Source organism: Pseudomonas kermanshahensis, from assembly GCF_014269205.2.
GTDB classification, from domain to species: Bacteria; Pseudomonadota; Gammaproteobacteria; order Pseudomonadales; family Pseudomonadaceae; genus Aquipseudomonas; species Aquipseudomonas kermanshahensis.
The window spans coordinates 5,087,658-5,112,702 of record NZ_JABWRY020000001.1 but is presented as its reverse complement, the minus strand read 5'-3'; the positions used below and the strand labels follow the sequence as shown (position 1 = coordinate 5,112,702).

The following is a 25,045-nucleotide window of genomic DNA, read 5'->3' as shown; positions in this document are numbered from 1 at the left end:
ATGCACAAGGCACCGGCAATCGTCATTCTGGGGCCAGGTAGCCTGGCCACGGCGCAGCGTATCCAGCAGCGTTATCCACAGGCGGTGATTCATGGCCTGAGTGGCCGTGTCGAGGGCGTCGATCAAACGTACGCCTCGTTTGGCGACACCCTGCGCGCGCTGTATCAGCAGGACACGCCGATCATCGCCTTGTGCGCCGCCGGTATTGTCATTCGCAGTCTGGCCTGCGTGCTCAGCGAGAAAGGCGTCGAACCGCCCGTACTGGCGGTGGCCGAGGATGGCAGCGCAGTCGTGCCGCTGCTCGGTGGCCTAAGTGGTGTGAACGTGATGGCGCGCGAAATTGGCGAGGCTCTGGGCGTGGCGGCTGCGATCACCACCAGTGGCGAGCTGCGCTTCGGCACCTGCCTGCTGAACCCGCCACAGGGCTATGCCCTGGCGGATATCGAGCAAGGCAAGCGCTTTGTTTCCGACCTGTTGGCCGGCGAGACGGTGCGCGTCGAAGGGGCTGCGCCGTGGCTGGATCAGGCGCAGTTGCCTGCCAGCGAATCGGCCCGGCGCACGATTCATGTCGGCCATCAGGCACGTGCGAGCAGCCGGGACGAGTTGCTGATCCACCCGCGTTCGGTGGTTGTGGGCGTCGATACCGCAGACCTGCACGGCATTCGCACGGCGCTAAATGACGCGGGCATTGCCGAGCAGTCGTTGGCCTGCCTGCTGGCGAGCGAGCACGCCATGGCCGATGCCGCCTTGCACGAGGCGGCGCAGGCGCTGGGTGTGGCGCTGCGTTTCGCGGCCAAGCCTGGCGACCTGCGTGGCATGGTGGCCCAGGCGCTGCCTGACGTGCAGTTGATCGAGCAGGCCAATGCCGTCATCGCAGTGGCTTCGGCACCGGTGGATGCCGAGCGGATCGGCCGCCGCCGTGGCCGCCTGGCGGTGATCGGCCTCGGCCCTGGCGCTGCCGAGTTGATGGTGCCGGCGGTCAAGGCAGAGCTGGCACGCGCCCAGGACATCCTTGGCTACGAAACCTACGTGCGCATGGCCGGGCCGTTCCGTGCAGACCAAGTGCAGCATTGCACCGACAACCGCGAAGAGATGCAGCGTGCTCGCCATGCCTTCGAGCTTGCTGCACAAGGGCGCTCGGTGGTGGTGGTGTCGTCGGGTGACCCGGGTGTCTTCGCCATGGCCGCCGCCGTGCTCGAAGCACTGCACGCCTCCAGCGACCCGGCCTGGCAGCGGGTCGATCTGGAGATCCTGCCGGGTGTTTCGGCGTCGCTGGCCACCGCTGCCCAAGCGGGGGCGCCGCTGGGGCACGACTTCTGCGTGATGTCGCTGTCGGACAACCTCAAACCGTGGTCGGTCATCGAGCATCGCCTGGACCTGGCGGCCCAGGCCGATCTGGTTCTGGCGTTCTATAACCCGATTTCCCGCTCGCGGCCTTGGCAGCTCGGGCGTGCGCTGGAGATCGTGCGACAGCACCGTGATGGGAACACGCCTGTAGTCCTTGGCCGCGACATCGGTAGGCCAGGGCAGACACTCAAGGTAGTCTCCTTGGCCGAACTGGTGCCAGAAATGGTCGACATGCGCACCATGGTCTTGCTGGGTTCTTCCACGACCTGTCAGTTCCCCAAGGCCGATGGCACCCCGTGGGTGTACACGCCGCGTTGGTACCCGAGCGCCGAGTGAGGCGCCGAGGGAACCCGTTCATGCCTGTACCGCGGTTGTTTGCAGCTTAGGGTGAAGGCCCCTCGACGATACCCGTCGGGGGCCTTCAAGGATTCTGCACATGACCGATGTAAGCACTAACAGCATTGCCGTTGTCGAACAATCGCTTCTGGCGCTCAGCGCTGGCATGTCGGCGCAAAGCCGGCGTGATGCCAAGACCACCTTCCAGTTTGCCTCTCGCGTGGCGTCCAAGCTGCATGATCGCGATGGCGAATCCGAGGCCTGGTTCAACAAGTTTCTGGAAGTGATGCGTACGCTTGGTTGGGTTGCTGGCAAGCGTTCTTACGAGCGGGATTATGACCAGAGCCGATCGCTGACCTTGGGCCCGATTGCCTTCAAGGTCGCTAGCGCCGCCGGTAAAGCACTGCTCGGTGGGCCAGTAGGCGAGGCCATGGCCAAGCTGGCGGGCGATGCCATCAGCGCGTTGGGCAATATCGAGGAAGCGCAGCAGGTCTACCAGCAGAACGTCAAAGGGCATCCAGTCTCGACGACGGGTCTTGGGGCCTGCATCGAAACGCCTGAAGGCGAACTGTTCATGCTGGTAAACGCATTCAGTGCCTCACCGAGCGAAAACGACCTGAATACCACGGTGTTCGAATGGAAGAGTTCGAGCAAGGACCGCTACTGTGGCTCGGCCGTGCTCAGCTTTAACGACGTGGTTTACACCGACGCGGTGCGCGCCTCGGTCGAGAAACGCTTGATCGACAAGGCCGTCAAGGCAGCCAGTGAATTCGACATTTGATATTGAACGGGGCTTTCGGGCCCCGTACTTCTTTCTGTGTGTTTGAAATGCGAGGTAACCCGATGAGTAAGGGAGTCTATTCCTTGTGGCTCGTTGGCGGAACGGCCTTATTGGTCGACGAGACGGCGCAACCCACGCTGCAATATGCATTGGACTCGATACTGTTTGCCCAACTGCGCTCGGACAAATTGAACGGCCCACGATTTGCCCGCTACGGGCTTTGGTACAGCGGCTATCGAACGGCTCTGGAAGAGCGTGGTTGGGTCATCACCTTCAGTCACAGTGACTACCCGCGCATGCAGGGCGACGTGCTACGAGCATCAGCAGACTGCCTCACAGGTTATTTGCAGGGTCGTCATCCCAGCCTGTCAGGCCATCTGCAAGCGGCCATCAACGCGCTTTCGCAAGATGAGGCGCAGCACGCCGTGCGGCCCTTTACCCAGGCCATGCAGGGTAAGACCACGGCAGTCGTTCAAGAGTTGGGCGTGTTGCTGCCTGGTGCTGTCCTCGACCTGTGTGGTGTAGCGTTCAAAACCCCGCAGTGTTCAACCAACGGTATCGACTTGCGCGCCAGTGGCGCAACGCTGGGCGAGTTCGTTTCTGACGCCAATCGCAAAGAGCTGCGTGACCTGCTTGAGCGCACGCAGAACGCGGCACACATCAGGAACCTGGGCCTGCTAAAACCGGAGCATGACCATGCACGAACATGAAGCCGATGTGGTTGGCGCAAGCCTGGTTTCGTTTATCCCTGGCGTTAGCCTTCGACAGCGCAACGCGATCAAGCTTGCCGCGTTGTGGGCTGAGACCGTGACCTTGACGGACATGAAGAAGGAAGCTGCCAAGGACCAATACCACTACTACCGCAAGAAGCTGATGTTTCTTGGGTGGGATGCGAAGACCGCAGAAGAGGTCCACTGGCCTGACCCTCAGCGCGTGGTAATAGTCGATCAAGTGCTGAGTGCGATCGATGCGGTCGCGGGGGATAGCCATTCAACCTACATGGCACTGGCGTTGGAGAAATTGAAGAAGAACGATACGCCTTTGCTGCATTTTGAGAAGCGAAGCGGTGAACAAGGGAAGTTTCAGCTGATGTCCTGCGCGCCCGTGAATGCCAACTATGTAGACATTGTGCTGTATCACGAGGCTGGCGGCCGCGCTGCATTCACGGCCGGTTTTCTGTTTCGTGAGCGCCGCAACATGCGCGTGATGGCAGAGCTGGTGCGGTTCAATACGCGCCTGTTCGACCAAGAGCGTCGCAGCGGGGTGGAACGTGCGCTGGTGAAAACCGCGCTGGAGGAGATCAAAAAGGCGGATTTTTAGGGTACCAGGTAACCCTTGATCCCGGTAAAGATGATCTGCGCCGCCAGGGCACAGACGAACAATCCCATCAAACGGCTGACGATCTGCAGGCCTTGGTCGCCGAGAATGCGCTCGATGCCGTGCGAGAGGTACAGCACCAGGCCCACGGTGAAGCTGGCCAGCGCGATACTGGCGATGGCCAGCAATTTATCGTCCCAATGCGGCTGGCCCACGCCCATCACCAGCAGGGCACCGATGGTGCCGGGGCCGACGGTCAGCGGGATGGTCAAGGGCACGATGGTCACGTCCTGCTGCACGTTGTCGGCCTGCACCGCCGGTTTGCCCTGCGCCATGCCTAACGCCGAGATGAACAGCACGCTGCCGGCACCGATGCGGAAGGCGTCGGCGGTGATGCCGAAAATGCCGAAGATCGCCCGGCCGAACAGGTACAACAGCACGCTGGCGACCAGGGCGGCGAGGGCAACCTTCCAGGCCAGTTGCTTGCGTTCTTTGCTGGAATGGCCGCGGGTCAGGCTGATGAAGCACGACAGCACAAAGAACGGGCTGTAGAGCACGAGCATCTTCAGGTAGACACTGAACAACTCATGGAGCATGGGTTGGGATCCTCGGCTGCGGTGGGTGCCTGTCGATGCATCGTCGGCATTGCTTAGGGGATAGGCGCCGGATCCGTCTTGGCTTCCCGGTGATTCGCCCAATACTGGATCAGCTCGCGCAATTGCGACAGCTCCACCGGCTTGGCCATGTGCCCATCCATGCCCGCCAACTTGGCGCGCTCCTTGTGCTCGGCAAGGATGTGCGCGGTCAGCGCGACCACGGGCGTACGTGGACGCTGGTGCGCGGCTTCCCATGCGCGCAGTTGCTGGGTGGCCGAGAAACCATCCAGCACGGGCATTTCGCAATCCATTAGCACCAAGTCATAGCGCTGCGCCTTCATGGCTTGCAACGCTTCTTCACCATTGCAGGCCGTGTCTGGCTCAAGGTTGAGCTTGCCCAGCATGCCGCGGATCACTTTGGTCGAGATGCTGTTGTCCTCGGCGACCAGCACGCGGAAGTCGCGGGGCAGGTCCAGTGCTTGCGGCACACCGGGAGGGGTGGCCGGCACCGCTTGCTCACGGCCGCGCTGGGCCAGCTCTTCGGCCAGTGTGGTCTTCAGCGTATAGCCTGCCACCGGTTTGGCGAGTATCCGCTTGACCCCGGCATTGCGTGCGATGACTTTGCTCGGCGCGTTGCTGATGCCCGTTAGCATTACCACCAGGATGTCGTGGTTAAGGCTTGGGTCTTCCTTGATCTTGGCCGCCAGTTGCATGCCCGTCATGCCGGGCATGTTCTGGTCCAACAGCACGGCATCGAAGTAGTCGCGCAGGTGCGCCTTGGTGCGCAGCAATGCCAGCGCTTCCTTGCCGGAAGGCACCGCGCTGACATTCATGCCCCAGGCGCTGCACTGCTGTACCAGCACCTTGCGGCAGGTGTCGTTGTCGTCCACCACCAGTACCCGCGCGTCGCGCAACGGGCCATCGAGGTCGGCGGGCGGTTGTTCCAGGCGCGAAGGGTCCAGCGGTAGGGTCAGCCACAGGGTGTTGCCCATGCCGCTGCTGCTCTTGATGCCGAATTCACCCTGCATCAGGCCGATCAACTGCTTGGCGATGACTAACCCGAGGTGGCCGCCGAGCTTGTTGCTGGAGAGGAAGTGATGGCTGTGCAGCTCGGCTTGCAACAAGGCTTCGCGCTCAGCGGCGGGCAACGGTTCGCCGCTGTCCTGCACGGCAATGCGCAATCGCGGCGCCTCGCCACGTTGGTCGAGTGCCACCACCAGCAGGATCTCCCCCTGATCGGTGTTTTTCAGGGCATTTTCCAGCAGGCTCGACAGTGCCTGGCGCAGGCGCGTTGGGTCGCCACTGATCACGCGAGGCACTTGTGGCTGGGTGAAGCTGATCAGCTCGATGTTCTGCTGTTCGGCCTTGGCCCGGAAGATGTTCAGGCAGTCCTCGATCAATGCATTGAGGTCGAACTGCACATCGTCCAGTTCGATCTGCCGGGACTCAAGCTTGGAGATGTCGAGAATCTCGTTGATCAGCGTCAGCAGCTCGTTGCCGGCGCTGTGGATGGTCTGCACGTAGTCGCGCTGCTTGACCGACAGCGGCGTGCCGAGCAGCAGCTCGGTCATGCCGAGCACGCCGTTCATGGGCGTGCGGATTTCGTGGCTGATCTTGGCCAGGAACTCGGCCTTGGCGTTGATCTCGGCATCGCTGGCGGCCAGGGCGCGGCTGGCGCTGAAGCGCTCTTCGCTCATGCGTCGCAGGCGTTCGCTGACCGCCAGGTTAAGCAAAAGGCCGCAAATGACGGTCAAGCCCATGAGCACGCACAGCAGCCACGGCGTCGACGTGCGGGTCAGTCCCAGAAGCGCCGGCAACAGCACCAGGCCGCCAAGGTTGTAGACCCCCATGGCGAGGGTGAACAGGCGTGCGGGCGCGTAGCCCTTGTACCAGTGATAGGCGCTGACCAGCAGCATGCTGACGCTGCCCAGGGCCAGCAGGGCATAGGTCATCAGGTTGAGTGGCAAGGTGTCGACGAACAGCAGCACCAGGCCGCTGACCGCAGCCACCAGCATCTCGCCCTGCAACAGGCGGTTGAGCCGCGGCGAATGGCACGGCGAGAAGAAATGCAGGGTGAAATACAGCCCGGCCAGGCCTGCGAGGACCAGGGTGAGGTAGGCCGCTGGCGTTTGCGCACTGTGCCACACGTGCCACCAGGGGCCGCTGAGGTTGAGCAGGATCAACCCGCTGAGCAGCATCAGGCCGTGGTAGAGCGCCAAAATCAACGTGGTGGTGGAGCGGCCATAGAGGAAGCGGATCAGGTTGTGCAGGATCAGCATCACCAGGCCGCCGAACAGCATGCCGAACAGCAGCGGTTGGGTCTGGTCGGAAGCGGCCACAGCCGCGGGCTCAAGGCTGATGGCCGGGCGCAATTGGTGCTCGGAAACCAAGCGCAGGTAGATGTCCAGCGGCTGCCGGCTGTTGGGCAATGGCAGCACATGGTCGCTGCCGCGCAGGGTCGGGCTGGCATTGCCGGCCTGGCGCCCGTGGTGCAGCTGACGCAGTAATTTGTCGCCCTCGAGGGCGTAGAGGTCCAGGCCTGAAAGGTCTGGGGCGAACACCCGCAGCAGTTGCTCCTGATCGCCAGGCTCCAGGCGATAGTGCAGCCACAGGGCTTGTTCGGCAGGGGCGGCATCCAGGTCGCTGAGCAGCAATGGGCTGAACTGGTTGCGGTAGCGATCGGAGCGCACGTCGCTTAATTGCAGATTGGCCTGTTCGTCGAGCAGAACGGACCAGCCTCCGCCTTCTTCGGCCGAGGCCGGGAGCAGGCAGAGCAGGGTCAGCAAGCTGACGATCAGAGCTGTGGCAATCCGAAGCCGACGCACTACGAAATCCCTTCTTAGCCGATGTGCCGGATACTAACTATGCGCGGCGCGCCAAGTCGAAGGCAAGGCCCAGAAAGGGCCCTGTCGACGAGCCGAAGGCCGTGGGCGCAAGGCGTCACGGCGCTTCGGTAAAGGTTACTGCTGGTGTTCACCGCGCTCGCGGGCAATGGCCCGGTAGCCGATGTCGGTACGGTAGAAGCTGCCGTCCCATTTGACCTGCTCTGCCAGGCGGTAGGCCTGCTGCTGAGCAGCTTCGACGGTTTGGCCCAGGGCAGTGGCGCAGAGCACTCGGCCGCCGGCGGTAACCACTTGGCCGTCTTTCAGGGTGGTACCGGCATGGAACACCTTGCCTTCGAGCTTGGCGGCTGCGTCCAGGCCGCTGATCGCGTCACCTTTGGCGTAGTCGCCCGGGTAGCCACCGGCAGCCAGCACGACGCCCAGGCTCGGCCGTGGGTCCCACTGGGCTTCAACCTTGTCCAGGGCCTTGGCGAAGGCGGCTTCGATCAGCAGCACCAGGCTCGACTCCAGGCGCAGCATGACCGGTTGGGTTTCCGGGTCACCGAAGCGGCAGTTGAACTCGATGACCTTGGGGTTGCCCGCCTTGTCGATCATCAGGCCGGCATAAAGGAAGCCGGTGTAGACGTTGCCTTCCTCGGCCATGCCGCGCACGGTCGGCCAGATCACCTGGTCCATCACGCGCTGGTGCACGTCGGCGGTCACGACTGGGGCAGGCGAGTAGGCGCCCATGCCACCGGTGTTCGGGCCGGTGTCGGCGTCGCCGACGCGCTTGTGGTCCTGGCTGGTGGCCATTGGCAGCACGTTGTGGCCGTCGACCATGACGATGAAGCTGGCTTCTTCGCCGTCCAGGAACTCTTCGATGACCACACGCGAACCCGCATCGCCAAAGGCGTTGCCGGCCAGCATGTCACGCACGGCGTCTTCGGCTTCTTGCAGGGTCATGGCGACGATCACGCCTTTGCCCGCTGCCAGGCCGTCGGCCTTGATCACGATCGGCGCACCCTTTTCCTGCAGGTAGGCCAGGGCTGGCTCGATTTCGGTGAAGTTCTGGTAGTCGGCGGTCGGGATCTTGTGACGCGCCAGGAAATCCTTGGTGAAGGCCTTGGAGCCTTCGAGCTGTGCGGCGCCTTTGGTGGGGCCGAAGCAGTCCAGGTTACGGCTGCGGAACAGGTCGACGACACCTGCGACCAGTGGCGCTTCAGGGCCGACGATGGTCAGTTGCACGTTCTGTTCGGCGAAGTCGGCCAGTTGCTCCAGGGCGTTGACGTCGATGGCGACGTTTTCGCACTTGGCTTCAGTGGCGGTGCCGGCGTTGCCCGGGGCAACGAAAACTTTCTCGACGCGTGGGTCTTGGGCGACTTTCCAGGCCAGGGCGTGCTCACGGCCGCCGCTGCCGATGATCAAAACTTTCATGTCAAAACCTCAATTCAAGGTGGTTTCGAGGCTGGCGGCGGGCCTTGTGGGAGCGGGCTTGCCCCGCGAATGCGATGGTGAATTCACCGCCGCATTCGCGGGACAAGCCCGCTCCCACAGGCCCGCTGCTCGCCCCGGAATCCGTGTAATCAGTGGCGGAAGTGGCGCATACCGGTGAATACCATCGCGATGCCGGCTTCGTCGGCTGCGGCGATGACTTCGGCATCACGCATCGAACCACCTGGCTGAATTACGGCGCTGATACCCACTTTAGCCGCATTGTCGATGCCGTCACGGAACGGGAAGAACGCATCCGACGCCATGACCGCACCTTGAACCTGCAGGCCAGCATGCTCGGCTTTGATTGCAGCAATGCGAGCGGAGTTGACGCGGCTCATCTGGCCGGCGCCGACGCCGATGGTCTGGCGCTGCTTGGCGTAGACGATGGCGTTGGACTTGACGAACTTGGCCACTTTCCAGGCAAACACCAGGTCGTGGATTTCTTGCTCGGTCGGGGCGCGCTTGGTGACGATTTTCAGGTCATCGGCGGTGATCATGCCGATATCGCGGCTCTGCACCAGCAAACCACCGTTGACGCGCTTGAAGTCCCAGCCGGCAGCACGCTCAGCTGGCCATTCGCCGCATTCCAGCAGGCGAACGTTCTGCTTGGCGGCGACCACGTCGCGGGCGGCCTGGGAGATTTTCGGGGCGATGATCACTTCGACGAACTGGCGCTCGACGATGGCCTTGGCGGTTTCGCCATCGAGCTCGCGGTTGAAGGCGATGATGCCGCCGAAGGCCGACTCGGTGTCAGTGGCGTAGGCCAGGTCGTAGGCCTTGCGGATGCCGCCTTCGTCTTCCGGTACCACGGCCACGCCGCACGGGTTGGCGTGCTTGACGATGACACAGGCCGGTTTGACGAAGCTCTTCACGCACTCCAGCGCGGCGTCAGTGTCGGCCACGTTGTTGAACGACAGCTCCTTGCCTTGCAGCTGGATGGCGGTGGAGATGCTGGCTTCACCCTTCTTGGCTTCGACGTAGAACGCCGCGCTCTGGTGCGGGTTCTCGCCGTAGCGCATTTCCTGGGCTTTGACGAACTGGCTGTTGAAGGTGCGCGGGAATTCGCTGCGTGCTTCAGTGCTCAGGGTGTCCTTGGCCTGGTCGATGGTGCCCATGTAGTTGGCGATCATGCCGTCGTAGGCGGCGGTGTGTTCGAACGCCTTGAGCATCAGGTCGAAGCGCTGGGCGTAGGTCAGGCCGCCGGCTTTCAGGCCGTCGAGGACGCTGGCGTAGTCGCTGGCATTGACCACGATGGCAACGTCTTTGTGGTTTTTGGCAGCGGAGCGGACCATGGTCGGGCCACCGATGTCGATGTTCTCGATGGCGGTCGGCAGGTCACAGCCTGGCTTGGAGATGGTGGCTTCGAAGGGGTACAGGTTGACGGCGACCAGGTCGATCGGCTTGATGCCGTGCTCGTTCATGATGGCGTCGTCGATGCCGCGACGGCCCAGAATGCCACCGTGGATTTTCGGGTGCAGGGTCTTGACCCGGCCATCCATCATTTCGGCGAAGCCGGTGTAGTCGGCCACTTCCACCGCGTTCACGCCGTTATCCTTGAGCAGCTTGTAGGTGCCGCCGGTGGACAGGATCTCGACACCGAGCTGCTGCAGCTCACGGGCGAATTCGAGGATACCGGTCTTGTCGGAGACGCTGATCAGGGCGCGGCGGATCGGCAGGCGGGTAGTCTGGTCGGTCATTTCGGATTCCATAACGCGGTGGAGTCAGCAAAAAAGGCGCCTCTGTTCAGGGAGCCGCCTTTTCTGATTGGGATTCTGGCTTACAACAAGTCGTACTGCTTGAGCTTCTTGCGCAGGGTGCCTCGGTTGAGCCCGAGCATCTCGCTGGCCTTGGTCTGGTTGCCCTTCACGTAGTTCATCACGCTTTCAAGCAGGGGCGCCTCGACTTCGGAGAGCACCAGGTTGTACACGTCCGTGACGGTCGCGCCTTCCAGGTGGGCGAAGTAGTTGTGCAGCGCCTTCTCGACGCTGTCGCGAAGGGTCTGGCCCTCTTCGCTTGGCGTGTTGAGGTGCTGTTTCAGGTTGGCGTTGTCGCTCACGGGCGTTGTTCCACTCACAAATGTCTCGGTCATCATCGTCATGCGGCCACCCCTTGTCCGTCCTCTGTCTCAAGGCTCTGTCGACGTTCACTGAAAAACGCGCGAACGTTGGCGCACTGCGCTTGTGTGTCTTCCAAAGCATTGAACCGGGAGCGAAACTCCTTGCCGCCGGGTCGTGTTGCCAGGTACCAGCCAACGTGCTTGCGGGCGATACGTACGCCCATCACATCGCCATAGAAGGCATGCAGCGCGGCCAGGTGCTCTAGCAGGATGCGTTCCACTTCGTCCAGCTGCGGGGCCGGCAACTGTTCGCCGGTCCGCAGGTAATGCTCGATCTCGCGAAAGATCCAGGGCCGCCCTTGGGCAGCGCGGCCGATCAACAGGCCATCGACCCCGGTGGCGTCCAGTACCGCCCGGGCCTTTTCTGGCGATGTGATATCGCCGTTGGCAAATACCGGGATAGACACCGCCTGCTTGATGGCAGCGATGGTGTCGTATTCGGCTTCGCCTGTGTACAGGTCGGCGCGTGTGCGGCCATGCACCGCTAGCGCCTGGATGCCGGCCTGTTCAGCGATCTTCGCCACATTCAGGCCGTTCTTGTTCGCCCGATCCCACCCCGTGCGGATCTTCAGCGTCACCGGGACGTCCACGGCGCCTACCACCGCGTGGAGAATCTCGCTGACCAAGGCTTCATCTCTCAATAAAGCAGAGCCTGCAGCTTTGTTGCAGACTTTTTTTGCCGGGCAGCCCATGTTGATGTCGATGATCTGGGCACCCGCTTCGACGTTGGCCTTTGCCGCCGCTGCCATCATCTGGGCATCCCCGCCGGCGATCTGCACCGAGCGCGGCTCGGGATCGCCTTCGTGAATGCGGCGCAGGCTCGACTTGCGGCTGTTCCACAGGCTCATGTCGCTGGACACCATCTCCGACACCACCATGCCTGCGCCCAGGCGCTTGCAAAGTGTTCGGAAAGGTTGGTCCGTGACCCCGGCCATGGGGGCGAGGATCAGGTTGTTTCGCAGTGTGTATGGGCCGATGCGTACCGCCGACATAGGTGATCCCTGTTGTGGGGCCGAATCTTGGAGTTCGAAAAAGGGTGGGCATGATACCCGCTCTCGGTGACCGGATAAAGATGGATTTGGATAAAATCTGAACAGTTGTCGGCTTATGACTTTTGGTGTGGGTAGGCGAGGCTGGGGGCACAAAGTGCCCCCAGGATCAGCCGATTACTCCGGCGAGCGGAAGCTCAGGCTGTAGTTCACGGCCTTGGGGCCTGGGTCGAGGATGTCCAGGGCAATGTGGATCGGGGTCTGGCTGGGCATCTCGCCGCGCCCGGCCAGTTCGCCAGAGAGGTACTCGCTGGGCTTGAAGCGCCGGCTGGCGATCAGTTGGCCATTGAGGTCGGCGAAACGCAGCTCGAGCAGTGGGAACGGCTGGGCGAAGGGGGCGCGGTTGTAGATGATCGCATCGACGATCAGTGCACCCTTGAAGTCAGGGTGGCTGCGCACCACCAGGTTGCTGCTCTTGATGCGGGCGATGTCGACGCGGGTCGGCACTTCGCAGCCGAACAGCGGGCATACCTGCTGGAAGATCGGCCGGTACTGGTCCTGGCGAGCCATTTCATCGAAATGGAACCACACGTACTGGAACGCCAGCAGGCCTGCAGCCAGCAGCGTCAGGAAGCCCCACAGCAAGCGCTTGCCCCAGTTGGGCTGGGGCTTTTCCCAGCCCAGTTGAAGCGGGTCGTCGACCACGTCGACCAGCGGCTCCTTACGCGGCGCACGCTCGGGCTTGCTGGACAGGCCAGGCTCCAGGCGTTCACCGGGCAACGGCTCTACAGGGTCGTCGTCGTCGTGGGCCGACAGGTGCAGGTCCAGTTCGTCATCGTCGCGCGCGCTGAGGCCCTTTTCCGGGGCTGGATCGTGGCTGGCAGCGAAGTGCTCGCTGACGAACGCATGGTGCTCGTCGGCCTCGATGTCGCGCCGTACGGGGGGCTCGTCGTCGATGTCCAGGTCCAGGTGGCCGCCCAGGGTCGGCTCGGTGCGATCGCCCGGGGCGGGCTCCAGGTCCAGTGACTCCTGCTCGAACGCTTCCTGCTCCAACGCGTGCTGTGTCAGTAGCGTGGGTGCAGGTTCAGGCGCCTGTTCAGGCTCGAAGCGGTCGTCGGTGGCGTTGCCAAACAGCTCATCGGTATGGGCGTCTGGCTGATGTTCTTCACGGCGGGCCTGCAGACCGTTGTCCGCGCTGGGCGGGCGAACGGCGGCAGGTTCGCCACGACGTTCAAGGCGGGCCAGCTCTTGGTCCAGGTCCAGTTCATCCAGGGCCTGGGCCGTGAGCGCCCAGTCGTCCTCAGGGGGCGCTGGGCGTTCGCTGGCGGGGGGATCGGGCGTGACCGCAGGCTTGGCAATCGGCTCGGCAGGCGCTGCAGGCGGGACGGGTACCACGGGCGCCACGGGCGCTCTAGGTTCCACAGGCACGCTGGCATCACCGGCGCGGTTCTGCTCCAGCAGTTGCTTTGCGGCGTTGAACACCTGCAGGCAATGGCCGCACCGCACCACGCCGCGCGCCACACTCAACTGGTGATGGGTGACGCGAAAGCTGGTCTGGCAATGCGGGCACTGGGTGACGAAACTGTCGGTCATGCGGCGATCCGGGGTTGTACAAAAGTTATTCTAGCGCGCTTAACGGCGGCGACCACTGATGCGCACCCAACCATCGCGTACGGCGATCGGGTCCAGCTCGAAGTCGGCGGCGTAGGCAGCAGCCACTTCATCGCCTTGTTCGGCAAGGATGCCCGACAGTGCCAGCAGGCCACCAGGGCGGACCAGGCCAGACAACTGCGGCGCCAGCGAGACCAGCGGGCCGGCCAGGATGTTGGCGACCAGTACGTCAGCCTGCATGGCCGGCATGTGCTCGGGCAGGTACAGCGCCAGCTTCTCGTCGGCGATGCCATTGCGCTGGGCATTGTCGCGCGAGGCTTCAATGGCCTGCACGTCGATGTCGGTACCGACCGCTTCGCGCGCGCCCAGCAGCAGGGCGGCAATGGCCAGAATCCCCGAGCCGCAGCCAAAGTCCAGCACTTGGGTGCCTTCGAGTTGTTGGCCGTCGAGCCATTCCAGGCACAAGGCGGTGGTCGGGTGGGTACCGGTGCCGAACGCCAGGCCTGGGTCGAGCAGCAGGTTTACCGCGTCCTTGTCCGGCGCTTCGTGCCAGCTTGGCACGATCCACAGGCGGCGGCCGAAGCGCATCGGCTGGAAGTTGTCCATCCAGCTGCGCTCCCAGTCCTGGTCTTCGATCACTTCAGCCTGGTGCTCGGGCAGGTCGGCGCCGGTCAGCAGGCGGACGTGGGCGAACACCTGCTCGGGCTCGGCATCGGCCTCGAACAGGGCCAGCAGGTGAGTGTGCGACCACAGCGGGGTGGTGTTGAGGTCGGGTTCGAAGATCGGCTGATCTTCTGCGTCCACGAACGTGACCGAGACGGCGCCTACTTCAAGCAGGGCGTCTTCGTAGGTTTCGGCTTGTTCCGGGCTGATGGCCAGGCGTACTTGCAGCCAGGGCATGGCGGGCACCTTTGGTAAATCGACAGGGGCAGCCCGAGGCTGCGCGAAGGCTCGCAGTTTACGCGAGTGCGCGGGGTTTGTGGATTGTATCGGGGGCCTGTCGCGAATGGGGCGCACAGCGCCCCGGCGATCACTCAGACAAAACAGAGCGACAGGGACTCCGCTATATAAGCAGGCTTCTCTTCCCCTTCGATTTCCAGCGTGGCGATTGCCTTGAGCAGCCACTGGCCGGGTTTTTTCTCGAGCACTTCGGCGAGATCGATCTTCAGCCGCACCTGGCTGTCGACCTTGACCGGTTGAATGAACCGCACGCTGTCCAGCCCGTAGTTCACGACAATCTTCAACCCTTGCGGCAGGACCAGGATGTCCTCCATCAGCGTGGGGATCAGCGACAACGTCAGGAAACCATGGGCGATCGTGCAGCCAAACGGTGTTTTCGCCGCTTTCTCCGGGTCGACATGGATGAACTGAAAATCGCCTGTGGCTTCGGCAAACAGGTTGATGCGCTGTTGGTCGATTTTCAGCCAGGCAGAACGGCCCAGTTCCTTGCCAACGTACTGCGAAAGCTCTGTAACCGGTACATAGGGCATCGCGACTCTCCAGGTTGTAAGTTGGTACGAAGGTGCAAGATCAGCACGGCCCACCGTTTCAGTCAAGTTGCGCGTTTTTCGGCGATTATCGGCTTATACCCTTAGCGTGCTTATAATGGCCGCCATGCCCGAGGGAGGTGCTTATGCTGTTGCGTGGTTTGACCTGGCTGGTGTTGTTTCAACTGCTGGGTACGGCGATCAATCACCTGTTTGTGCCGTTTTTGCCGGGGCCGATCATCGGCCTGTTGCTGCTGCTGTGCTTCCTGATGGCCAGGGGGGAGGTCGGCAAGCCGCTCAATGAAGCCGCCAGCAGCTTGCTGCGCTACCTGCCACTGCTGCTGGTGCCGCCGGCGGTGGGGGTGATGGTGTATGCCAAGGACATCGCCGCCGACTTCTGGGCGATTGCCGGTGCACTGTTCATTTCATGCCTGCTGACCCTGGTGTTCGTCGGCGTGTTGATGCAGAAGCTCATCCACCGCCAAGGCAAGCGCGAGGAGCAGCCATGATGCTCGACTGGCAAGGCGCGCTCGATGCAGTCATCCACCATCCTTTGTTTGGCATCGGCATTACCCTGGGGGCCTATCAGGTCGTGCTTGCGGGCTATGAGAAGACCCGCTGGATCTTCCTGCAGCCGGTATTGGTGTCGATGCTGCTGGTAATTGGCGTGCTGCTGGTGTGCGGCATCGACTACAGCGAGTACCGCCAGCGTACCGAGATCATGAACACGCTCCTGGGGCCCGCCACCGTGGCCCTGGCCGTGCCGCTCTACCTCAACCTGCGGCGTATTCGCCAACTGTTCTGGCCGACATTTACTACGCTGGTAATCGGAGGCCTGTTCGCCACGGTCTGCTGCCTGCTGCTGGGCTGGTGGTTCGGCGCCGAACACATGATCCTGATGACCATGGCGCCGAAGTCGGTGACGTCGCCGATCGCCATGCTGGTGGCCGAGCAGATTGGTGGCGTGGCGGCGCTGGCCGCGGTGTTCGTGCTGATCACCGGCGTTATCGGTGCGATCTTCGGCCCGGCGCTGTTGACCCGCCTCGGTGTGCACAGCCCTGAGGCGCGCGGCATGTCGCTGGGCGTGACCGCGCATGCGGTGGGCACTTCGGTGGCCCTGCAGGAAAGTGATGAATGCGGCGCTTTCGCCGCGCTGGCGATGAGCCTGATGGGGGTGGCCACGGCGGTGTTCCTGCCGCTGGCGGTCAGCCTGGTGGCTTGAGGAGTTGTGATGACGCTACCGCTGTTTCCCCTCAATACCGTGCTGTTTCCGGGGTGCTTCCTCGATTTGCAGATTTTTGAGGCGCGCTACCTGGACATGATCAGCCGCTGCATGAAGCAGGGCGAGGGCTTTGGGGTGGTGTGCATCCTGGAAGGGGAGCAGGTTGGCAAAGCGCCACCGACGGTTGCTTCGATCGGTTGCGAGGCGATGATCCGCGACTTCGTGCAGCAGGATAACGGCTTGCTGGGTATCCGTGTCGAAGGGGTGCGGCGTTTCAACCTGGAGCAGACCGAGGTGCAGAAGGACCAGTTACTGGTCGGGCAGGTGCAGTGGTTGCCGGAGCTGGCTGATAGCCCCCTGGGCGAGGCGGACGAAGACCTGCTGGCATTGCTGGTTGCCCTGGGTGAGCACCCGATGGTCGAGGCGCTGGACATGCCGCGGCCGGTGGATGGGCGGCAGGCGTTGGCCAATCAGCTGGCGTATCTGCTGCCGTTCATGGAAGAGGACAAGCTGGACCTGCTGAGCATCGACTCGCCGCAGTTGCGGCTGGAAGAGATTCAAAGGCTGTTGGAGCGGATTCAGGGTGAGCTGTTTGCCTGACTGATCACTGTGGCTTGTTGTGGCCTCTTCGCGGGGCAAGCCCGCTCCCACAGGTGTGGTGCATGGCAGACTGCCTGTGGGAGCGGGCTTGCCCCGCGAAGAGGCCAGAACAGGCAACATCAATACTGATACCGCTCCAAAGCCTGCGGCAGCGCGTGCATGGCAAAGAACGCCAACAGCGCTATACACGCCGGCAGCACCAACCACCACACCCGCAGCGGCAGTGCTGGAAGCGGCTGGCGATGCTGCACCAAGGTCAGGCTAACCGCGCAGACGCAGCACGCCAGCAAGGCGCCGGCCAGAATATCGGTCGGCCAGTGCGCCCCCAGGTAAACCCGCGACAACGCAATCGCCAAGGCAGGAATGCACCCCAGCAACACCCAGGTCAGGCGCATCCGCGGCGGCTGGGCACGCCCCGCCAGCACCGCCATTACCAAAAAGAACGCAAACGACGCCGAGCTGTGGCCGCTGGGCATGCTGTAGCTGGTCAGTGGGTCGGTCAGCACCTCGGGCCGCGCGCGGGCGAATAGCCACTTGAGCGTGCCATTGGCAATCGCCGTACCCATCAATGCGCCGCCCGCAAACAGTGCATGGCGCCATTGTTGGGCGAGCAGCAGCAGGCCGGTCAGCAGCCCACCGAGGAAAAACTGCGTGCGAAAATCACCCAGCCGTGTCACCAGTACCACGGTGCCGTCGATGACTTGGCTGCGGTGTTCCTGCACCAGTGTCATCACGCCCTGATCGAATTCGTGCAAGTACGGCCAGCCCAGGAATACCCCGGCCAGGGCCGCGAAGCTCAAGCCGGCGATCAGCCGAGTGCCGTGGCGTTGATCGCGGATGCTGCTGTTCAGGCTCAGGCCGATGAGCACCGCCAACGCACCGGCAAGGATGCCCGCATCCAGCCAGAAGCCTTCCGGTAAAGGCAGGCGCATGGCGGCGCCCGTGGCCCAGCCAGGCAGCAGGTAGGCAACCGACCAGCCGGCGCCTGCCACCAGGCTGACGGCAATGAAGCGTGGCAGTGGCATGTCGAACATGCCGGCGACCATCGGCAGCATGGGCCGCAGCGGCCCAATGAAGCGCCCGACCAGCAGGCTGGCGATGCCATAACGCTGGAAGTAGGTTTCGGCGCTGCCGATCCATTCCGGGTGGTGGCGTAGCAGTGGCAGGCGGCGGATGTTCTGGTGGAAATACTTGCCGACCGTGTACGACAGTGCATCACCCAGCAAGCCGCCGAGAAAGCCCAGCAACAGCGTCTCGCCCAGGCTGAAGGTGCCGCTGCCGGCCAGCACGGCGACCGCGAACAGCAGCACGGTGCCAGGCACGATGATGCCGGCAATGGCCAGGCATTCGATGCAGGCCACCAGGAAAATCGCCAGGCCAAGCCACTGGGGGTTGGCGCTTAGCCAGCCGGTCAGGCTGTCGAGCCATTGGCCCATGTGTCAGTTTCCTTGTTGATGAATGAAGAAGTCTCGGCCTTCGACTTGGCCGCGTCGCAGCGGGTTCCGTGTACAGAAGCGGGCGTATTCGGCATCGACGAAGCGGTATGGCAGGTGCTCGTCGCGGCCCTGCGGGATGCCCAGGCGCGCAGCCTGGATCACCCGTGGCACGGCGATGCCGCAGTCGTCGACGTACAGGTGCTCATGGTCGAACCGCTGCGCGTCCCAGTGCGGCACTTTCAGGCCCAGTGCACGGCATAACAGGGTCTGGCCTGCGCACAGCCGCTCGGCCGGGCGAAGGTTGCCGCTGGCGTCGGGGTTGTTCAGTTGCATCTGCGCCAGGCTGTTGGCGTTCGAGAGGTCATCCTGCCAAGGGAAGGCGGACTTGATTAGCACCGCATTGCCCGGGCCATGGGCGCTGAAGTTCAACGAGTCGCCACCGCGGGCGTAGTACATGTAGATGTGCCCGCCGTCGAGGAACAGGGCCTTGCGCTTGTCCGTATACCCGAGCGAGGCATGGCTGCCTTTGTCGGTCAGGTAGTAGGCCTCGGTCTCGATGATGCGCGCGGCCAGCCACAAGTCGCCCTGGCGATGGCGGATGACCTTGCCCAGCAGCTCCTTGGCCAGGGTTTGGGCGTCACGGTCGAAAAAGCGGTCGGGCAGGGCTGGCATGCTGGCTGTTCGTGGCTTCAAAGGCCTGGATGATAGCAATGAATGGCTTAATCGAGGCTGAACCGGGTGGGTGGTTGAATGGTATCTGTATGTTTCTTGGGGGGCTGAGAGGTGTTCGTCTTGGGGGGGGTTGATGCCTGGGAGATCGAGCGCCGCGCATGCGGCGCCCGACCTCCCGGGTATTAAAAAAACCAAACCAAGCCCGCCATTTTCTACCATCCGCCACCCGCCGCTGGGCGTATACCTGCGCGACAGTTATAATCAGCCGATTTCCCCTTCGCCAAGACACCGAACCCATGACTGAGTCCGTTCTTGACTACATGACCCGTTTGGGTCGCGCTGCTCGCCAGGCTTCCCGGGTGATCGGCCGTGCCAGCACCGCGCAGAAGAACCGCGCCCTGCAAGCGGCTGCCGATGCACTGGACGCTGCCCGCGCCGAGTTGACCGCCGCCAACGCACTGGACCTCGCCGCAGGCCGCGCCAATGGCCTGGAGCCCGCACTGCTCGACCGCCTGGCGCTGACCCCGGCGCGTATCGACGGCATGATCACGGGCCTGCGCCAGGTGGCCAGCCTGCCGGACCCGGTCGGCGCCATCCGCGACATGAGCTACCGCCCATCGGGTATTCAGGTCGGCAAGATGCGTGCCCCCCTGGGGGTGATCGGGATCATCTACGAATCGCGCCCCAACGTGACCATCGATGCCGCCAGCCTGTGCCTGAAGTCCGGCAATGCGACTATCTTGCGTGGCGGCTCCGAGGCCATCCACTCCAACCGTGCCATCGCCACCTGCATCCAGCGTGGCCTGGCCGAGGCCGGTCTGCCGGCGGCGGTAGTGCAAGTGGTCGAGACCACCGATCGCGAAACCGTGGGCGCGCTGATCAGCATGCCCGAGTTCGTCGATGTGATCGTGCCGCGCGGTGGCCGTGGCCTGATCGAACGTATCAGCCGCGATGCGCGGGTGCCGGTCATCAAGCACCTGGACGGCATCTGCCATGTCTATGTCAGCGAACATGCCGACCTGGACAAGGCCTGGCGCGTCGCTTTCAACGCCAAGACCTACCGCTACGGCATCTGTGGCGCCATGGAAACCCTGCTGGTCGACCAGCGTGTAGCCGAGCGCTTCCTGCCGGAAATGGCCCGCCGTTTCCAGGAAAAGGGCGTCGAACTGCGTGGCTGCGAGCGCACGCGTGCGCTCATCGCGGCCAAGCCGGCCAGCGAAGACGACTGGCACACCGAATACCTGGATGCGATCCTGTCGATTCGTGTAGTCGATGACCTGGACCAGGCCATCGAACACATCAACCACTATGGCTCGCACCACACCGATTCGATCATCACCGAGCACCAGGGCCAGGCCCGCCAATTCATGGCAGAGGTCGACTCGGCGTCGGTGATGCTCAATACCCCAACCTGCTTCGCCGACGGTTTCGAGTACGGCCTGGGCGCGGAGATCGGTATCTCCACCGACAAGTTGCATGCCCGCGGCCCGGTTGGCCTAGAAGGCCTGACCTGCGAGAAGTACGTGGTGATCGGCGACGGCCAGCTACGCGGCCAGGAGTCCTGCTGAGTTGAGCAAGGCCCAGGCAGTCCGGCGCATCGGCATTCTAGGCGGCACCTTCGACCCCGTTCACATCGGCCACCTGCGCAGCGCGCTGGAAGTGGCCGAGTTGATGGCGTTGGACGAGTTGCGCCTGTTGCCCAATGCCCGGCCGCCGCACCGCGACACCCCGCAAGTGGCCGCGCAAGATCGCCTGGCCATGGTGCGCAGCGCCGTGCAGGGTGTTGCCTGCCTGAGCGTGGATGCCCGCGAGCTTGCCCGCGACAAGCCGTCGTACACCATCGACACCCTGGAGTCGATCCGCGCCGAACTGGGCGCTGACGACCAGCTGTTCCTGGTGTTGGGTTGGGATGCCTTTTGTGGCCTGCCCGCCTGGCACCGCTGGGAAGAGCTGCTGCAACACTGTCACATCCTGGTGTTGCAACGCCCGGATGCCGACGTTGAACCCCCTGACGAGCTGCGCAACCTGTTGGCTGCGCGCTCCGAGAGCGATCCCACCGCCATGTCCGGCCCGGCGGGAAATATTTCGTTCGTCTGGCAGACACCGCTTGCGGTGTCGGCTACACAGATCCGACAGCTGCTGGCCAGCGGCAAATCGGTGAGGTTCCTGGTGCCGGACGCCGTACTGGCCTACATCGAGGCACACGAACTGTATCGTGTGCCTAACTGACGGTGCTCCGGCACCTCATCCAACAAGTTGAACGAGTTTTATATGACCAAGCAGAAAATTTACGGCGAAGAACTGGTCCAAGTGACCAAGGCAGCGCTGGAAGACGTCAAGGCCCAGGATATCCAGGTCATCGACGTGCGTGAAAAGCACAGCCTGACCGACTACATGATCATTGCCACCGGTACGTCCAACCGCCAGATCAACGCGATGGCCGAAAAGGTCCGTGAAGCCGTCAAGGCCAAGGGTGCTCAACCCCTGGGTGAAGAAGGCAAGGGCGACAGCGACTGGGTGCTGCTGGACCTGAACGATGTCATCGTGCACATGATGACCGCCGCTGCCCGCCAGTTCTACGACCTGGAGCGCCTGTGGCAGGGTGCCGAGCAAAGCCGTGCCGCCGATGGCAAGCACCACAGCCCGGACCACGCCCACGAGTACTCCGACAAGCTCAAAGACCGGGAATAAGGAAGCGTCGTGCGTCTGCGCCTGATCGCGGTCGGCTCGCGCATGCCCAAGTGGGTCGAGGACGGTTGGCATGAATATGCCAAGCGCCTGCCCCCGGAGCTGTCGCTGGAGCTGGTGGAAATCCCGCTGAATACCCGTGGCAAGAATGCCGACGTCGCTCGCCTGATCCGTCAGGAGGGCGAAGCCATGCTGAGCAAGGTTCAGCCTGGGGAACGCATCGTCACCCTCGAGGTCCATGGCAAGCCCTGGAGTACCGAGCAGCTGGCGACCGAGCTGGACCGCTGGCGCCTGGATGCGCGCACGGTGAATTTGATGGTGGGCGGCCCGGAAGGGCTGGCGCCTGAGGTTTGCGCACGCGCTGAGCAACGCTGGTCGCTGTCGCCGCTGACGTTGCCGCACCCGTTGGTAAGGATACTCATCGGCGAGCAGATCTATCGCGCCTGGACCGTGTTGTCCGGGCACCCTTACCACAAATGAGCCTGTAAGCAGTCCGATGTCGCAGCCGATCCGTCTCAAGGACCACGAGAAAGACGCCCGCCTGGTGCGTAACCGCGTCGTGGTTGGCGCGGTGGCGATCATGCTGCTTATCTGCGTTTTGATCGCGCGGCTGTATTACCTGCAGATCATCCAGTACGACTATCACTCGACGCTGTCGGAGAACAACCGGGTGCATGTGCAGCCGATCCCGCCGACCCGTGGGCTGATCTTCGACCGCAATGGGGTGATCATCGCCGATAACCGGCCCAGCTTCAGCCTGTCCATGACCCGTGAACGTGCGGGTAACTGGCAGGAAGTGCTGGACAATATCGTCGAAGTGCTGGAGCTGACTGACGACGACCGCGCGCTCTTCGAGAAGCGCATGCGCCAGGGCCGTCGGCCGTTCGAGCCGGTGCCCATCCTGTTCGAACTGAGCGAAGAGCAGATCGCCCGGGTGGCGGTGAACCAGTTCCGGCTGCCTGGCGTGGAAGTGGTCGCGCAGTTGGTGCGGCATTACCCGCAAGGTGCGCATTTTGCGCACTCGGTGGGGTATGTCGGGCGTATCAACGAGAAAGAGCTGAAAACCCTCGACCCTGTGAACTACAGCGGTACGCACCATATCGGCAAGACCGGTATCGAACGTTTCTACGAGGATGCGTTGCACGGCCAGGTCGGTTACGAGGAAGTCGAGACCAACGCCCGCGGTCGCGTGCTGCGGGTGCTCAAGCGTACCGACCCCAAGCCTGGCAAGGACATCGTCCTGAGCCTCGACATCAAGCTGCAGGAAGCCGCCGAGGCCGCCTTGGGTGGCCGTCGTGGCGCGGTGGTGGCGCTCGACCCGCGTACCGGCGAAGTGCTGGCGATGGTCAGCCAGCCAAGCTTCGACCCTAACCTGTTCGTCACCGGCATCAGCTTCAAGGCCTATGCCGAGCTGCGGGATTCGATCGACCGGCCGTTGTTCAACCGCGTACTGCGCGGGCTGTACCCACCTGGCTCGACCATCAAGCCAGCGGTGGCCATCGCCGGTTTGGACAGTGGCGTGGTCAATGCCGGCAGCCGGGTGTTCGACCCAGGCTATTACCAGCTGCCCAACTACGATCACAAATACCGTAACTGGAACCGCTCTGGCGATGGCTGGGTCGACCTGGATACCGCGATCATGCGCTCCAACGACACCTACTTTTACGACCTTGCCCACAAGATGGGCATCGATCGTTTGTCCAGCTACATGAACAAGTTCGGCATCGGCCAGCGGGTTTCGCTCGACATGTTCGAAGAGTCCGCCGGCCTGATGCCGTCTCGCGAATGGAAGCGTGCCACCCGCCGCCAGGCCTGGTTCCCCGGCGAAACCCTGATTCTCGGGATCGGCCAGGGCTACATGCAGGCCACGCCGCTGCAGTTGGCCCAGGCCACCGCGTTGATCGCCAACAAAGGCGTGTGGAACCGCCCGCACCTGGCCAAGACCATCGAAGGCCAACCGCCGGTGGACGAGAACCCGATGGAAAACATCATCCTGCGTGACAAGTCGGACTGGGCCAAGGTGACCCACGGCATGGAGCAGGTGATGCACAACGCCCGTGGTACCGCGCGCAAGGCTGCTGCCGGCGCCCAGTACCGTATCGCCGGCAAGAGCGGTACTGCCCAGGTGGTGGCGATCAAGCAAGGCGAGAAATACGACCGCAACAAACTTCAGGAACGCCACCGCGACCACGCCCTGTTCGTCGCCTTCGCCCCGGCCGACGACCCGAAGATCGTGGTGTCGGTGATGGTCGAGAACGGCGAATCCGGCTCTGGCGTCGCCGCACCCGTGGTGCGCCAGATCATGGACGCCTGGTTGCTCGACGAGCACGGCCGGCTCAAGTCCGAGTTCGCTCCCGCCACCGTTACCCAGGAATCGGCCCTGTGATGAACAATTTCGATCGCATGCTCTCCAGCGAGGATGTGATGCGTCGGCGCGCCAGCTTCCTGCAGCGCATCCATATCGATGGCCCGTTGCTGGTCATCCTCCTGACCCTCGCGGCTGGCAGCCTGTTCGTGCTGTATTCGGCCAGTGGCAAGAACTGGGACCTGCTGCTCAAGCAGGCGACTTCGTTCGGCATCGGCCTGGTGTCGATGTTCGTCATCGCCCAGCTGGAGCCGCGGTTCATGGCGCGCTGGGTGCCATTGGCCTACGTCACCGGGGTGCTGTTGCTGGTGGTGGTGGACGTGATGGGCCACAACGCCATGGGCGCCACCCGGTGGATCAATATCCCCGGGGTGATTCGCTTCCAGCCCTCGGAATTTCTCAAGATCATCATGCCGGCGACCATCGCCTGGTACCTGTCCAAGCGCACCTTGCCGCCACACCTCAAGCATGTGGCGATCAGCCTGGTGCTGATCGGCGTGCCGTTCATCCTCATCGTTCGCCAGCCCGACCTGGGCACGGCGCTGTTGATTCTGGCCTCTGGTGCGTTCGTGCTGTTCATGGGTGGGCTGCGCTGGCGCTGGATTGTCAGTGTGGTAGCGGCGGCGGTGCCGGTGGCGGTGGCCATGTGGTTCTTCGTCATGCACGACTACCAAAAGCAGCGCGTGCTGACCTTCCTCGACCCGGAAAGCGACCCCTTGGGCACCGGCTGGAACATCATCCAGTCCAAGGCTGCGATCGGTTCGGGCGGGGTATTCGGTAAGGGCTGGCTGCTGGGCACCCAGTCGCACCTGGACTTTTTGCCCGAGAGCCACACCGACTTCATCATCGCCGTGCTCGGTGAGGAGTTCGGCCTGGTCGGCATCTGCCTGCTGCTGATCGTCTACCTGCTGCTGATTGGTCGCGGCCTGATGATCACGGCCCAGGCGCAGACCCTGTTCGGTAAGCTGCTAGCGGGCAGCTTGACGATGACCTTCTTTGTATACGTGTTCGTCAATATCGGTATGGTCAGCGGCCTTCTGCCCGTGGTGGGCGTGCCGCTGCCCTTCATCAGCTATGGCGGAACTTCGTTGGTGACGCTGCTGTCAGCGTTTGGCGTTCTGATGTCGATCCATACGCACCGCAAATGGATCGCACAGGTTTGAATA

General features: G+C 63.1%; 24 protein-coding genes. 13 read left to right on the top strand and 11 right to left on the bottom strand.

What is annotated here, in order from left to right; genetic code table 11:
* From cobJ to HU764_RS22895, 4 genes are all read left to right on the top strand, one after another.
* A complete protein-coding gene (cobJ, locus tag HU764_RS22910; RefSeq protein ID WP_186677478.1) occupies positions 1-1,683 on the top strand; it encodes a precorrin-3B C(17)-methyltransferase in 1,683 nt (560 codons plus the stop codon).
* Positions 1,684-1,783: 100 nt separating this feature from the next.
* A complete protein-coding gene (locus tag HU764_RS22905; RefSeq protein WP_186677423.1) occupies positions 1,784-2,464 on the top strand; it encodes a hypothetical protein in 681 nt (226 codons plus the stop codon).
* 62 nt (positions 2,465-2,526) lie between these two features.
* Positions 2,527-3,174: a hypothetical protein gene (locus HU764_RS22900; protein ID WP_186702371.1), complete on the top strand. Its 648-nt coding sequence runs from the start codon at positions 2,527-2,529 to the stop codon at positions 3,172-3,174.
* Entirely contained in the window at positions 3,161-3,784 is a 624-nt protein-coding gene (locus HU764_RS22895) for a hypothetical protein (protein WP_186702370.1), read from the top strand. The genes HU764_RS22900 and HU764_RS22895 overlap by 14 nt, the downstream gene beginning before the upstream one ends.
* On the opposite strand, the gene HU764_RS22890 is transcribed toward HU764_RS22895, so the two are convergent.
* The 9 genes from HU764_RS22890 to HU764_RS22850 all read right to left on the bottom strand — a co-directional run bounded on the left by HU764_RS22890 (position 3,781) and on the right by HU764_RS22850 (position 14,899).
* Positions 3,781-4,377: a MarC family protein gene (locus tag HU764_RS22890; protein WP_186677428.1), complete on the bottom strand. Its 597-nt coding sequence runs from the start codon at positions 4,375-4,377 to the stop codon at positions 3,781-3,783. The genes HU764_RS22895 and HU764_RS22890 overlap by 4 nt on opposite strands.
* Positions 4,378-4,430: 53 nt before the next feature.
* A complete protein-coding gene (locus HU764_RS22885) occupies positions 4,431-7,202 on the bottom strand; it encodes a hybrid sensor histidine kinase/response regulator (RefSeq protein ID WP_085272337.1) in 2,772 nt (923 codons plus the stop codon).
* A 135-nt stretch (positions 7,203-7,337) separates the two neighbouring features.
* Positions 7,338-8,633, bottom strand: coding sequence for a phosphoribosylamine--glycine ligase (gene purD / locus HU764_RS22880; protein ID WP_186677431.1), 1,296 nt, complete (start codon positions 8,631-8,633; stop codon positions 7,338-7,340).
* A gap of 149 nt (positions 8,634-8,782) precedes the next feature.
* Positions 8,783-10,390: a bifunctional phosphoribosylaminoimidazolecarboxamide formyltransferase/IMP cyclohydrolase gene (gene purH, locus HU764_RS22875; protein WP_085272339.1), complete on the bottom strand. Its 1,608-nt coding sequence runs from the start codon at positions 10,388-10,390 to the stop codon at positions 8,783-8,785.
* An 80-nt stretch (positions 10,391-10,470) separates the two neighbouring features.
* The gene (gene fis, locus HU764_RS22870) at positions 10,471-10,791 is read right to left on the bottom strand and encodes a DNA-binding transcriptional regulator Fis (protein ID WP_012274390.1); all 321 of its coding nucleotides are present in this window, start codon (positions 10,789-10,791) and stop codon (positions 10,471-10,473) included.
* Positions 10,788-11,801: a tRNA dihydrouridine synthase DusB gene (gene dusB, locus HU764_RS22865; protein WP_027592597.1), complete on the bottom strand. Its 1,014-nt coding sequence runs from the start codon at positions 11,799-11,801 to the stop codon at positions 10,788-10,790. Before dusB ends, fis begins: the two co-directional genes overlap by 4 nt.
* Positions 11,802-11,975: 174 nt before the next feature.
* Positions 11,976-13,391, bottom strand: coding sequence for a DUF3426 domain-containing protein (locus HU764_RS22860; RefSeq protein ID WP_186702369.1), 1,416 nt, complete (start codon positions 13,389-13,391; stop codon positions 11,976-11,978).
* 39 nt (positions 13,392-13,430) lie between these two features.
* Entirely contained in the window at positions 13,431-14,309 is an 879-nt protein-coding gene (gene prmA / locus HU764_RS22855) for a 50S ribosomal protein L11 methyltransferase (protein WP_186702368.1), read from the bottom strand.
* A gap of 134 nt (positions 14,310-14,443) precedes the next feature.
* Positions 14,444-14,899: a MaoC family dehydratase gene (locus HU764_RS22850; protein ID WP_186702367.1), complete on the bottom strand. Its 456-nt coding sequence runs from the start codon at positions 14,897-14,899 to the stop codon at positions 14,444-14,446.
* A gap of 143 nt (positions 14,900-15,042) precedes the next feature.
* Here HU764_RS22850 and HU764_RS22845 point away from each other — a divergent pair, with 143 nt between their 5' ends.
* The 3 genes from HU764_RS22845 to HU764_RS22835 are packed head-to-tail and all read left to right on the top strand — an operon-like array spanning position 15,043 to position 16,718.
* Entirely contained in the window at positions 15,043-15,405 is a 363-nt protein-coding gene (locus tag HU764_RS22845) for a CidA/LrgA family protein (RefSeq protein WP_099455399.1), read from the top strand.
* Positions 15,402-16,118, top strand: a complete 717-nt coding sequence (locus tag HU764_RS22840) for an LrgB family protein (protein ID WP_027592602.1) — start codon at positions 15,402-15,404, stop codon at positions 16,116-16,118. The genes HU764_RS22845 and HU764_RS22840 overlap by 4 nt, the downstream gene beginning before the upstream one ends.
* Positions 16,119-16,127: 9 nt before the next feature.
* The gene (locus HU764_RS22835) at positions 16,128-16,718 is read left to right on the top strand and encodes an LON peptidase substrate-binding domain-containing protein (RefSeq protein WP_099455398.1); all 591 of its coding nucleotides are present in this window, start codon (positions 16,128-16,130) and stop codon (positions 16,716-16,718) included.
* Between the two features lie 119 nt (positions 16,719-16,837).
* Here the strand turns inward: HU764_RS22835 and HU764_RS22830 are convergent, their stop codons facing one another.
* Positions 16,838-18,154: a bifunctional DedA family/phosphatase PAP2 family protein gene (locus HU764_RS22830; RefSeq protein ID WP_186677437.1), complete on the bottom strand. Its 1,317-nt coding sequence runs from the start codon at positions 18,152-18,154 to the stop codon at positions 16,838-16,840.
* Between the two features lie 3 nt (positions 18,155-18,157).
* Positions 18,158-18,826 carry a DNA-3-methyladenine glycosylase gene (locus HU764_RS22825; protein WP_186702366.1) on the bottom strand — a complete coding sequence of 223 codons (669 nt, stop codon included), beginning with the start codon at positions 18,824-18,826 and terminating at the stop codon, positions 18,158-18,160.
* 296 nt (positions 18,827-19,122) lie between these two features.
* Here HU764_RS22825 and HU764_RS22820 point away from each other — a divergent pair, with 296 nt between their 5' ends.
* From HU764_RS22820 to rodA, 6 genes are read left to right on the top strand one after another with little or no spacing between them, the layout of a single operon-like run.
* Positions 19,123-20,394 carry a glutamate-5-semialdehyde dehydrogenase gene (locus tag HU764_RS22820; RefSeq protein ID WP_186702365.1) on the top strand — a complete coding sequence of 424 codons (1,272 nt, stop codon included), beginning with the start codon at positions 19,123-19,125 and terminating at the stop codon, positions 20,392-20,394.
* A gap of 1 nt (position 20,395) precedes the next feature.
* Positions 20,396-21,055, top strand: coding sequence for a nicotinate-nucleotide adenylyltransferase (gene nadD, locus HU764_RS22815; protein ID WP_027592607.1), 660 nt, complete (start codon positions 20,396-20,398; stop codon positions 21,053-21,055).
* A gap of 42 nt (positions 21,056-21,097) precedes the next feature.
* Complete coding sequence (rsfS, locus tag HU764_RS22810) at positions 21,098-21,517, top strand: ribosome silencing factor (RefSeq protein WP_027592608.1); 420 nt, start codon at positions 21,098-21,100, stop codon at positions 21,515-21,517.
* Positions 21,518-21,526: 9 nt separating this feature from the next.
* Positions 21,527-21,994: a 23S rRNA (pseudouridine(1915)-N(3))-methyltransferase RlmH gene (gene rlmH / locus HU764_RS22805; protein WP_023382530.1), complete on the top strand. Its 468-nt coding sequence runs from the start codon at positions 21,527-21,529 to the stop codon at positions 21,992-21,994.
* A gap of 16 nt (positions 21,995-22,010) precedes the next feature.
* Positions 22,011-23,900 carry a penicillin-binding protein 2 gene (gene mrdA, locus HU764_RS22800; protein WP_027592609.1) on the top strand — a complete coding sequence of 630 codons (1,890 nt, stop codon included), beginning with the start codon at positions 22,011-22,013 and terminating at the stop codon, positions 23,898-23,900.
* Positions 23,901-23,938: 38 nt separating this feature from the next.
* Entirely contained in the window at positions 23,939-25,042 is a 1,104-nt protein-coding gene (gene rodA, locus HU764_RS22795) for a rod shape-determining protein RodA (RefSeq protein ID WP_050580719.1), read from the top strand.
* Positions 25,043-25,045 lie beyond the last annotated feature (3 nt).